The organism is Tropicimonas sp. TH_r6, from assembly GCF_033101155.1.
Lineage (GTDB): Bacteria > Pseudomonadota > Alphaproteobacteria > Rhodobacterales > Rhodobacteraceae > Tropicimonas.
Genome location: NZ_JAWMPX010000027.1, coordinates 55,986 through 67,527 on the forward strand (window position 1 = coordinate 55,986; position 11,542 = coordinate 67,527).

At 64.9% G+C, this 11,542-nt stretch carries 11 protein-coding genes; 10 read left to right on the forward strand and 1 reads right to left on the reverse strand.

The features are described from left to right. Positions 1 to 104: 104 nt before the first annotated feature. Positions 105 to 1,391, reverse strand: coding sequence for a serine hydroxymethyltransferase (gene glyA / locus R3X27_RS20405; protein ID WP_317710737.1), 1,287 nt, complete (start codon positions 1,389 to 1,391; stop codon positions 105 to 107). 199 nt (positions 1,392 to 1,590) lie between these two features. On the opposite strand from glyA, the gene R3X27_RS20410 reads away from it, so the two are divergent. The 10 genes from R3X27_RS20410 (at position 1,591) to R3X27_RS20455 (ending at position 11,464) form a co-directional block, all read left to right on the forward strand. Beyond that, positions 1,591 to 2,352, forward strand: coding sequence for an NAD kinase (locus R3X27_RS20410; protein ID WP_317710738.1), 762 nt, complete (start codon positions 1,591 to 1,593; stop codon positions 2,350 to 2,352). A gap of 342 nt (positions 2,353 to 2,694) precedes the next feature. Then, a complete protein-coding gene (cdd, locus tag R3X27_RS20415; protein WP_317710739.1) occupies positions 2,695 to 3,099 on the forward strand; it encodes a cytidine deaminase in 405 nt (134 codons plus the stop codon). Between the two features lie 3 nt (positions 3,100 to 3,102). Continuing rightward, positions 3,103 to 4,413, forward strand: a complete 1,311-nt coding sequence (locus tag R3X27_RS20420) for a thymidine phosphorylase (RefSeq protein ID WP_317710740.1) — start codon at positions 3,103 to 3,105, stop codon at positions 4,411 to 4,413. Then, a complete protein-coding gene (locus R3X27_RS20425) occupies positions 4,410 to 5,630 on the forward strand; it encodes a phosphopentomutase (RefSeq protein ID WP_317710741.1) in 1,221 nt (406 codons plus the stop codon). The genes R3X27_RS20420 and R3X27_RS20425 overlap by 4 nt, the downstream gene beginning before the upstream one ends. A 258-nt stretch (positions 5,631 to 5,888) precedes the next feature. Beyond that, a complete protein-coding gene (locus R3X27_RS20430) occupies positions 5,889 to 6,875 on the forward strand; it encodes an adenosine deaminase (RefSeq protein ID WP_317710742.1) in 987 nt (328 codons plus the stop codon). After that, complete coding sequence (upp, locus tag R3X27_RS20435; protein ID WP_317710743.1) at positions 6,868 to 7,500, forward strand: uracil phosphoribosyltransferase; 633 nt, start codon at positions 6,868 to 6,870, stop codon at positions 7,498 to 7,500. Before R3X27_RS20430 ends, upp begins: the two co-directional genes overlap by 8 nt. Positions 7,501 to 7,695: 195 nt before the next feature. Further along, positions 7,696 to 8,337 carry an SPOR domain-containing protein gene (locus R3X27_RS20440; RefSeq protein WP_317710744.1) on the forward strand — a complete coding sequence of 214 codons (642 nt, stop codon included), beginning with the start codon at positions 7,696 to 7,698 and terminating at the stop codon, positions 8,335 to 8,337. A 510-nt stretch (positions 8,338 to 8,847) separates the two neighbouring features. Continuing rightward, positions 8,848 to 9,072 (forward strand): hypothetical protein, encoded by a 225-nt coding sequence (locus R3X27_RS20445; protein ID WP_317710745.1) that lies wholly within the window; start codon positions 8,848 to 8,850, stop codon positions 9,070 to 9,072. A gap of 423 nt (positions 9,073 to 9,495) precedes the next feature. After that, positions 9,496 to 11,049, forward strand: coding sequence for an acyl-CoA carboxylase subunit beta (locus tag R3X27_RS20450; protein WP_317710746.1), 1,554 nt, complete (start codon positions 9,496 to 9,498; stop codon positions 11,047 to 11,049). Positions 11,050 to 11,062: 13 nt separating this feature from the next. Next, positions 11,063 to 11,464: an OadG family protein gene (locus R3X27_RS20455; RefSeq protein ID WP_317710747.1), complete on the forward strand. Its 402-nt coding sequence runs from the start codon at positions 11,063 to 11,065 to the stop codon at positions 11,462 to 11,464. The last annotated feature ends 78 nt before the right edge of the window (positions 11,465 to 11,542 follow it).

Below are 11,542 nucleotides of genomic sequence, written 5' to 3' on the forward strand. Positions count from 1 at the left end.
CACAGTTCGGCTCGCCGGCATCATGAGAAACGACCGCCGACAGGAAAGCTCCTGTCGGCGGCCAAGGGTTTTTCAAGATTTTCAGCAGAGCTTTGGGTGGTCGCTCAGAGGTCTGGATAGATCGGGAAGCGGGCGCAGAGGGCCTTGGCTTCGGCCTTGACCTTCTCTTCGACCGCCGCGTTGCCGTCTTCACCATTGGCCGAGAGCCCGTCGACCACTTCGATGATCATCCGGGCGATGGCGCGGAACTCGTCCTCGCCGAAGCCGCGGGTCGTCCCGGCGGGAGTGCCGAGGCGAATGCCGGAGGTGACGAAGGGCTTTTCCGGGTCGAAGGGGACGCCGTTCTTGTTGCAGGTGATGAAGGCGCGCCCGAGGGCCTTCTCGGTCGCCTTGCCGGTCACGCCCTTGGGGCGCAGGTCGGCGAGCATCAGGTGGTTGTCGGTGCCGCCGGAGACGACGTCGATGCCGCCTTTCATCAGCTCGTCCGCCATCGCGCGGGCATTGGCCACGACCTGCGCGGCGTAGTCCTTGAAGGACGGGTCCAGCGCTTCGCTGAAGGCCACCGCCTTAGCGGCGATCGCGTGCATGAGCGGGCCGCCCTGCAGGCCGGGGAAGACAGCCGAGTTCACCTTCTTGGCGATATCGGCATGATTGGTCAGGATCATCCCGCCGCGCGGGCCACGCAGGGATTTATGCGTCGTGGTGGTGACGACATGGGCGTGCGGCAGGGGCGAGGGATGCGCGCCACCGGCAACGAGGCCGGCGATATGGGCCATGTCGACCATCAGGTAGGCGCCAACCTCGTCGGCAATGGCGCGGAAGGATTCCCAGTCCCAGACGCGGGAATAGGCGGTGCCGCCGGCCACGATCAGCTTCGGCTTGTGTTCCAGCGCCTTGGCGCGGATGTCTTCCATGTCGAGCAGGTTGTCCTGCTGGCGCACACCGTAGGAGACGACGTTGAACCACTTGCCGGACATGTTGACCGGCGAGCCGTGGGTCAAGTGTCCGCCCGAATTGAGGTCGAGCCCCATGAAGGTGTCGCCCGGCTGCAGCAGCGCGAGGAACACGGCCTGGTTCATCTGGCTGCCCGAATTGGGCTGGACGTTGGCGAACTCGCAGCCGAACAGCTCCTTGGCGCGATCGATGGCGAGGTTCTCGGCGATATCGACAAAATGGCAGCCGCCATAGTAGCGCTTGCCCGGGTAGCCTTCGGCATACTTGTTGGTCATTACCGAGCCCTGCGCTTCAAGTACGGCGCGGGAGACGATGTTCTCGGAGGCGATCAACTCGATCTCGTCGCGCTGGCGGCCCAGCTCAAGGCCGATGGCTTCGAAAATCTCGGGGTCGCGGGAAGCGAGCGTTTCGGTGAAGAAACCGGTATCCTTGGTCATGGAAGATCCCTCGTCGGGCGGCCGCCGGGAGCTGGCCGCATGTTGCGTTGCGGGGGATGTAGCTCATGGGGACGCCCACGAAAAGGCAGGATACGGCCGGATCTGGCGCTTGCGCGTCAAAATGCAAGACTTGCCTTTCCGATGGTGTCGGGGGATGACGTTTGCGAAACAGGCGGGCCGGGAAGGGTGGAGCGCGACCATGACCAAGATTGCCTTCATGGCGAGCCGGGCCGAGTCGGCACAGAACGCCTTCTATGAACTTGAGCGGGTCTACGGACGCAGCAGCCCGGAAGAGGCCGACTATATAGTCGCTCTCGGCGGCGACGGCTTCATGCTCCATACGCTGCATGAGACCCAGCATCTCGATGTCGCTGTCTATGGCATGAACCGGGGCACGGTCGGCTTCCTGATGAACGAGTATTCCTCGGACGAGCTGGTCGACCGGCTGGAGCAGGCGGAGGAAGAGGTGATCACGCCGCTGGCGATGCGGGCGATCACCGCCGATGGCGAGATGCATGACGCACTGGCCATCAACGAGGTCTCGTTGCTGCGCGCGGGCCCGCAGGTTGCCAAGTTGCGCATCTCGGTCGATGGACGCGTGCGCATGGAAGAGCTCATGGCCGATGGCGCGCTGGTTTCCACACCGGCCGGGTCCACCGCCTATAACTATTCCGCCCATGGTCCTATCGTGCCGATCGGCTCCGAGGTGCTGGCGCTGACCGCGATGTCCGCTTTCCGGCCCCGGCGCTGGCGTGGCGCGTTGCTGCCCTCGACAGCGGAGGTGCGGTTTGACGTACTGCAGCCGGAAAAGCGCCCTGTCATGGCCGAGGCCGACAGCCGCTCGGCAGTCAAGAATGTTGTCACGGTGCTGATCCGGTCCGAACCGGGGCTGCGCCACCGGATCCTCTTCGACCCCGGCCACGGGCTGGAAGAGCGCCTGATCCGCGAGCAATTCGTCTGAGTGATGAAATCGCTTTGAGCCGCGCGCGGACGCTGGAGCGGAGTGCTTGGGGCACGGAGCCAAGGGCGAAGCCCGCCGTGCCAGCGCCTGCCCGTCCCGGCGGGCAGGCGCTTTGACACCCGCGCACAACGGATTGAACCTCTTCGGGTTTGGCTGAGTTAAAGTGCCGACCACAGGTGTTGCAGCGCCATCCCACGGGCAGGCGCTGGCGCGGCTTCCGTTGCGCGCGCAGCGAGCGGCAGCATACGCGCCAACCGAGAGTCAATCTGTCGCCCGGATTCCGCGCACCTGCCCTTGCATCGTTTCGCGTGCGGGAACACACTGCCCCAAACGGAGGCCTCTATGACCGATAATCCCCTGATCGACACCGCGAAAGCGGTGCGCGAAAACGCCCATGCTCCCTATTCCAACTTCAAGGTAGGCGCGGCGCTTCGCACCGCCTCCGGGGCGATCCATGCCGGTTGCAACGTCGAGAATGTGGCCTATCCGGAAGGTACTTGCGCCGAGGCCGGCGCAATTGCGGCCATGGCGGCGGCGGGAGAGTACGGCATCGCGGAGGTCGCGGTGATCGCCGACAGCCCGGCGCCGGTTCCCCCCTGTGGCGGCTGCCGCCAGAAGCTGAAGGAATTCGCGATGGACGGTGATGTGAAGGTGACGATGGCGACGATGGATGGCGCGATCAAGGTCATGACCGTTTCCGAACTCCTGCCGGGCGCCTTCTCCGCCGATCACATGGAAAAGGACTGACCCATGGAAGCAAAACGCATTCTGGCGACGCTCCGGCTCGGCCTGCAGCCCAGCCCCGAGGAGATGGCCTGGTTCGGGGCGGCGATTGGCTCGGGGGAGGTGACGGATGCGCAGGCCGGCGCCTTTGCCATGGGGGTCTGCCGCGACCCGCTGGGCGAAGAGGCGCGCGTCGCGCTGACGCTGGCGATGCGCGACAGTGGCAAGGTTCTGGGCTGGGACCTGCCCGGCCCGGCGGTGGACAAGCATTCCACCGGCGGCGTGGGCGATTGCGTCTCTCTGCCACTGGCCCCCGCGCTGGCGGCCTGTGGGGCCTATGTGCCGATGATCTCCGGGCGCGGCCTTGGTCATACCGGCGGCACTCTGGACAAGCTGGAGGCGATCCCGGGCTACACGGCGGAGCATTCGGAGGAGCATTTGCGCGAGGTCGTGGGTTCGGTGGGCTGCGCCATTGTCGGCGCTTCGGGCAATATCGCGCCGGCGGACAAGCGGCTCTACGCGATCCGGGACGTGACCGGCACGGTGGAGAGCATCGACCTGATCACCGCTTCGATCCTGTCCAAGAAGCTGGCCGCCGGGCTCGACGCACTGGTGCTGGACGTCAAGATGGGCTCGGGCGCTTTCATGAAGGATATGGTGGAGGCCCGCGCGCTGGCGCATTCGCTGGTGGACACGGCTGAGGGGACGGGCTGCCGCGCTTCGGCGCTGATTACCGAGATGGGCCAACCGTTGATCGAGACGGCGGGGAACGCGCTGGAAGTGGCGGATTCGATGAAGACGCTGACCGGGGAAGCGGTGAGCGCGCCGCTCTGGGAACTGACCGTGGCGCTGGGTGGCGAGCTTCTGGCGCTCTGTGACATTGCCGGGGATGCAGAGGACGGGCGCGGGCGGATCGAAACCGTGCTTCGCTCCGGCGAGGCGGCGGAGACATTCGAGAGGATGATCTACGCGCTGGGCGGCCCGGCAGATTTCGTCGGATCCTGGCGACGGCATCTCGCCGTGGCGCCGGTGGTCCGGGACATCTTCCCCGAGACGCCGGGGATCGTGGCGGCGGTGGACACGGAGGCCGTCGGGATGGGCGTGGTGCTGCTTGGCGGCGGTCGGCTGAAGGAGGGCGACAAGCTCGACCCGTCGGTCGGTTTCGACCGGCTTGTCGGTATCGGCACGGAGGTCTCCGAAAAGCAGCCTCTGGCGCAGGTTCACGCCGCGAGCGAGGCGGCGGCCGAGGCGGCTGCGCAGGCCATTCGGGCCGCCTATACGATCTCTGAAGAGGGCGCCGCGGCGCCGGATTTGGTGCATGAGAGGATCACGGCATGACACGCGCATTTCTGGTGGTGATGGATTCGGTTGGCTGCGGCGGCGCGCCGGACGCGGATCGCTTCTTCAATGACGGTGTGCCCGATACGGGCGCCAATACGCTGGTCCATATTGCGCAGGCCTGCGCCGAGGGCCGGGCCGAGGAGGGGCGCAGCGGGCCGCTCCGGATGCCCAATCTTGACGCGCTGGGCCTGGGCGAGGCGGCCAAGCTTGGCGGTGGTGAGGCCGCGCCGGGGCTGAGCGCCGTGCCTCAGGGGCGGTTTGGAGCGGCACAGGAGGTCTCGCCGGGCAAGGACACGCCTTCCGGTCACTGGGAACTGGCCGGTGTGCCGGTGCCTTGGGACTGGCATTATTTCCCCAAGGAAGAGAAGGCGTTTCCGGAACCTTTGGTGCGCGCGGTCTGCGAAATGGCGGATGTGCAGGCGATCCTCGGCAATTGCCACGCCTCCGGCACGGAGATCCTGGAGCGGCTGGGCGAGCGACACATGAAGACCGGCTGGCCGATCTGCTACACCTCGGCCGACAGCGTCTTCCAGATCGCCGCCCATGAGGAGAGCTTCGGCGAGCAGCGCCTGCAGGAGCTCTGCCAAAGGCTGGCGCCGATGCTACACGAGATGAAGGTCGGCCGGGTGATTTCGCGCCCCTTCGTCGGCAGCCCGGAAGAGGGGTTCACGCGGACGAGCAACCGGCATGACTATGCCATCGCGCCGCCCGAGCCGACGCTCTGCGACTGGGTTCAAATGGCCGGAAAGCGGGTGCAGGCGGTGGGCAAGATCGGCGATATATTCTCGATGGAGGGGATCGACGAGGTTCGTACCGGCCCGGATGCGGTGCTGATGGCGCATCTCGACCACTACGTGTCGAAGGCGCCGGAGGGCAGCTTGACCTTCGCCAACTTCGTCGAGTTCGACAGCCTGTATGGGCACAGGCGGGATGTCTCTGGCTATGCCCGAGCGCTGGAATGGTTCGATGCGGAGATCGGCAAGATCCTTGCGCGTCTGAAACCGGGCGACCTGATGGTTCTGACCGCCGACCATGGCAACGATCCGACATGGCACGGCACGGATCACACCCGTGAGCGGGTTCCGGTGCTGGTTCATGGCGCGGGGCAGGGGAGCTTGGGCAATGTCGCCTTCGCCGATGTCGCGGCCACGGTGGCTGCCTATCTGGGCGCGACGTCTTACGGGCCGGGGCGCAGCTTTCTTGGCAGCGTATAGGGCTGGTGCGATCCGGGATGTTCGCGACGGTCTGTCTGCGGGCGATTGTGGCTCGTTGAAGAGGAGCGGTGAGCCGATCGGGGATGCTTGGGCTGAGCGTTGACGGGCACGGTTCCCGGTGTGACCTCAGCGACCGTCCCTATTGTCCGCGCTTCAAACATGCCGCGCCAAGCATTACCCTCGCCGGCCTTTGGCGCTATTGTCGTGCAAACCCGGGCCGGGCGCCCGAACGAAACCAAATGAAACGGACAGGCCTGAATGACGTCATCACCCAGGATCGAGCTGCACCTGCATCTCGAAGGCGCCGCGCAGCCCGCCTTCATCCGCAGCCTCGCTGCCGAGAAAAATGTCGACCTCTCCTCGATCTTCGATGAAAGCGGCTCCTATGCCTATGATGGTTTCGTCGATTTCCTGCGCGTCTACGAAGCCGCGACCTCCGTGCTCCAAACGCCCGAGGACTATGCCCGCCTGACCACCTCCGTGCTCGAGGGTCTCGCCGCGCAGGACGTTATCTATGCCGAAACCTTCATCTCTCCTGATTTTTGCGGCGGCGGGGACCTGGCCGCCTGGCGCGAGTATCTCGCCGCGATCCAGGAGGCGAGTGCCGCCATCGAAGCGCAGGGCGGTCCCATTCTCCGGGGCATCGTCACCCCGATTCGCCATTTCGGCCCCGAACGGGCCAAGGCACCGGCCATGTGTGCGGCCGAGACGGCCGGGGACTGGATCGTCGGGCTGGGCATGGGCGGCGACGAGAATAACGGCCATCCGCGCGATTTCACCTGGGCCTTCGATTGCGCCCGTGAAGCCGGGCTTCGGCTCACCAACCATGCCGGCGAATGGCGCGGCCCCGACAGTGTGCGCGAGAGCATCGAGGATCTCGGCGTGGAGCGCATCGGCCATGGCGTGCGCGCTATCGAGGATCCGGCCCTCGTTGAATACCTTGCCGCGAGCGGAATCGTGCTGGAGGTCTGCCCGGGCTCGAATGTCGCGCTCGGCGTCTATCCGGACTGGGCCTCGCATCCGATCGCGAAGCTGCGCGCGGCCGGCGTCAAGGTGACGGTCTCGACCGACGATCCTCCCTTCTTCCACACCACGCTCACCCACGAATATGAGCGGCTTGCCGAGACCTTCGGATGGGGGGAGGATGATTTTGCCGCGCTCAACCGGGTTGCCGCCGAGGCCGCCTTCTGCGATTCCGAGACCCGATCCGTCCTGCTGAAGAAACTGGAACACGCCGATGTATGACCACCTGACAGTCGTCGATCACCCGCTGGTGCAACACAAGCTCACGATCATGCGCGACAAGGACACGTCCACCCACAAGTTCCGCCAGTTGCTGCGCGAGATCTCCCAACTCATCGCCTATGAGGTCACCCGCGAGCTCGATACCGAGCAGGTCACTATCGAGACGCCGATCACGGAGATGCAGTCGCCCAAGCTTGCCGGCAAGAAGATGGCGCTGATCTCGATCCTGCGGGCGGGCAATGGCCTGCTTGACGGTATCCTGGAGCTGATCCCCGGTGCGCGGGTCGGCTTCGTCGGGCTTTACCGCGATCCGGAGACGCTGGAGCCGGTGCAATATTACTTCAAGGTGCCGCCGGAGATGCAGGACCGCCTCGTGATCGTGGTCGACCCGATGCTGGCAACCGGCAACTCCTCGGCCGCCGCAATCGACCTGCTCAAGCAATCCGGCGCCACCAATATCCGCTTCCTCTGCCTGCTGGCCGCTCCCGAGGGTGTTGCCCGCATGAAGGAGGCCCATCCGGACGTGCCGATCGTCACCGCAGCGCTGGACAGCCATCTCAACGATCACGGCTATATCGTGCCGGGTCTTGGCGATGCCGGGGACCGGATGTTCGGCACGAAGTGAGGACGGGGCGAGAAAACTGCGAATCATTTGACGGAGCGACCTGAAAATCGCTTTACAGGATTCCACCGACTCGCCATGGTTCACCCACAAGATGATGTGGGAGTAACCATGATGTTGCGGGGAATGGCGTGTTCCCTGCTGGCGCTGAGTGTCGCCGCTGGAGCAGGTCAAGCGAAGACGATTGGAACGGACGACGTGCAGACGGTGCCCCCGGCAGTCGGCTCGAGCACGGTTGGACTGGCGGATGCGGGCGGTGACGGGCCAACCATGACCACGGAAAATGCGATCTGGGGCGCCAAGGCCTGGCTCGACAACGATGCGGGGCTCCGCGTCGCGGCGTCGGACCTTACCGGCGCGCAGCCGGTCTATGACCTGCCGACCTTGCCGAAGGGGTATAAATACGCGTTCGGTACAGGGCGGCACAATCCCAATCGTGGCGAGCGCACGCTTGCCGGCCGGGCGCAGATGAACCGGATCTGGACCGAGGACGTTCCGGCACGGCTCGTCGACCCACAGGCGGTGGAAGTCGGGCTGGAGATCAAGGGCTACAAGGTCCCGGCTTCTTCCGGCAGCACCTATCGCGCCTCCTCCAAGAGCGCGACCGCGGAGCACCATCGCAACCTGCAGGTCGGAACTTTCCGCTCGACCGATGCGGCGGAGCGCGCTGTGAAGCGGTTGCAGGCGCGCGGGATCTCGGCACGGGCGGTTGACGTGAAATCGGCAGGTCGGACCTTGAGCGCGGTTCAGGCCGGGCCATTCGCCAGTGACGCCCAGACCCGGTCGGCCCTGTCGACCGTGCGGGGCGCCGGTTACGTGAACGCATATATGCAGCGCTGACCGGGAAGAAATAACCAAGAAGAAGAGACACGAGGCAGGTCTCATCCAGGCTAACGCCCCGCCCCCTGAAAAGTGGGCGGGGCGTCGCCGTTTCGGAGGGAGAGAGCGAACCTTGCGATCATGACGGAATGCTTTGGGACGCCGTTTTGCTGACCGGATGTTTGCTCTCTCGCGGCAAGAAAGACGCGCAGGTCGAGCCCTTGCCCTGCGCTCCGCGGCGCCGGGGAGCTTGAGTGGCAAAGCCCGGCCTCTCGATCGCAAAAGCCAGCCGGACGGTCCCATCTTCCGCCGCACTCCTGAAAACCATCAATCCTCCCTCGGCGTGTCGGCGGGCCTCGGCCCACCGGCGCGCCGATCTCCCCGCGCGGCTGGTCCCGTTTCTTCGCGGTTACGTAAACCGCCTTGCCGACAGCGCATCTCGGGATTGCGGCAATCCGTATAGCGAGGCCGCCGCCCCTGTCTTATCACCGGATCATGGGAAGGAACCTTCCCAAATCTGAGGAAATGACGATGATTCAGGATCCTGGTGCCCGCCCTTGCGCGGATGCCACGCGGCTGCGCGTGGTTCGCTTCTTCTCCGATATTCATGCCTCGCAATTGCCGGGCACGGACAAGGCTGAGAAGGCCGCGCGACTGCGGGATCTTGAGGCGCTCAGCGACGAGAAACTCTCCGAACTGTGCCTTCTGCGCGAGGATCTCGTGGATCACGTCTACCGGGACGCGCACTTCGTGTGACGCTCCGATCGAGGCCGCAACAGCGGCGTTGTGTCCGGGTTGTGCTAAAACGATACACGTGGTGTTGTCGCGCGCGATCCGGCCCGTAAACCGAACAAGCCAGATGCCAGTCAGTGCAGACCCGCTATTCGGAATGGAAACAAAAGGTACGCTCTTGAATTTGACCTTTCAAAGCAAAGCGACCGGCGCCAAGGCGCATTCCGTTCCGGCAGTGGCAGGTCCGTGCCCGGCCCACGGCCCGTTCGGGGCACGACCACGATCCGGGATCAGCCGGTCGGGCGTCAGCCTGGCCATCCCTCGGAAGGCTGCACCCGATCTCAAGTGTTGCGAATGCCAGGGCCACGGCCCGCGGGGAGGCCCCCGGCAGTCGTCAAGAAACCTCATGCCCCCTAAGGGGCGCGGCCTTAGGAGAACAGTCCTAACATGGCAATAGACAAGAAACTTGCGGACGAGTTGGAGAAACGGCGCGCCCATGCGCTTGAAGGTGGCGGCCAGAAAAAGGCCGATGACCGACATGCGAAGGGGCGGCTGACGGCGCGTGAGCGTCTCGATGCGCTTTTCTCCAAAGGAACATTCCAGGAATTCGGGCTGCACGCCAAGCACCGGACCCGCCATTTCGGCATGGACAAGAAGGACATCCCGACCGACGGCGTCGTCGTCGGCACGGGCTTCGTGGACGGGCGTCCCGTTGCGGCCTTCTCCCAGGATTTCGGCGTTGTGGGCGGCTCTTTGGGTGAAATTCACTCCAAGAAGATCTGCCACACGCTCGATCACGCCGTGAAAGCCGGCATCCCGGTCATCGGCTTCAATGACTCGGGCGGAGCCCGGATCCAGGAAGGCGTTGGCTCGCTGGCCGGGTATGGCCAGGTGTTCTACCGCAATGTGCAGCTCTCGGGCGTCGTGCCCCAGATCTCCATCATCGCCGGCCCCTGCGCCGGTGGCGCGGCCTACTCGCCGGCCCTGACCGACTTCATCATCATGACCCGCGAGCACGCCCAGATGTTCATCTGCGGCCCCGAAGTGATCCGCTCGGTCACCGGTGAAGTCACCACGATGGACGAGATCGGCTCCGCGCGTGCACACGCCTCGATTTCCGGCAACATCCACTTCATCGCCGATAGCGACGCGCATGCCGTGGCCCTTGCCCACCGGTTGCTCTCGTTCCTGCCGTCCAACAACATGCAGGATCCGCCGCACCATGTGGCCGCCGATCTCTCGATTGTCGACGATCCGACGATGGACGAACTGGTCCCCGCAGATCCCAAGTCGCCCTTCGATGTGCGTGAAGTGATCAAGAAGATGGCGGACGACGCCGACTTCCTCGAAGTGCAGGAGCTCTTCGCGCAGAATATCGTCATCGGCTTCGGCCGGATCGGCGGCATTGTCGTGGGCTTTGTCGGCAACCAGCCGATGGCGAAAGCCGGCACGCTCGACATCGACGCCTCCGACAAGGCGGCGCGTTTCGTGCGCTTCTGCAACGTCTACAATATCCCGATCGTCACCCTGGTCGACGTCCCCGGCTTCCTGCCTGGCGTCAAGCAGGAGCAGCAGGGCATCATCCGCCACGGCGCGAAAATGCTCTTTGCCTATGCTTCCGCCACGGTGCCGAAGATCACGGTCATCATGCGCAAGGCCTATGGCGGCGCGTATCTGGCCATGTGCTCCGAGGATATGGGCGCGGACCGGGTCATCGCCTGGCCGACCGCGGAAATCGCCGTGATGGGCGCGGAAGGGGCTTCCAACATTCTCTATCGCAAAGAGATCAAGGACGCCGAGAACCCCGCCGAGAAGGCCAAGGAACTCATCGCAGAATATCGCGAAGAATTCGCCACGCCGTATCTCGCTGCCGGTGAACTCATGGCCCATGACGTCATCCAGCCGCGCGAGACCCGCTCGGCCGTGGCGCTCGCCCTGCGTGGCCTGATGTCCAAGCGTGAGACCCGTCCGCCGAAGAAACACGGCAACATCCCGCTGTAAGGAAAGGTTTCCCATGCTTGATGCCCTGGCAATTATCGGCACCGGCTTTGCAGTCGTGATGTCGGTTCTGGCTGCTATCTGGGGGGCGTGTGCCGGCGTCGGTTTCTTCTTCACCCGCGAGAAGAAGGAAGTAAAACCGACCGAGGCCGCTCCCGTGCCGCCGCGTGCCGCCGTCGCCTCGCGCGCCGGCGTGCCGCCGCACCACCTCGCCGCGATCTCCGCGGCAGTGGCGGATGTCTTCGGGCCCGGCTACGTGGTTACCCGCGTCGCCGCGCCCTCCCATGTCGTGACCGACTGGCCCATGGAGGGCCGCAAAGACACCTTTGCCGGTCGCCGCATTCGAACAGCCTGGGGTCCCACCCGGCTCACCCTCGGTGGTGAAACCCCCAATATTCTGAGAGGACAAGACCAATGAAACGCCTTCGGATTACCGTTCAGGGCATTGCCTACGAAGTGACCGTCGAGGATCTCGACATCGACACTCCCGCAGCCG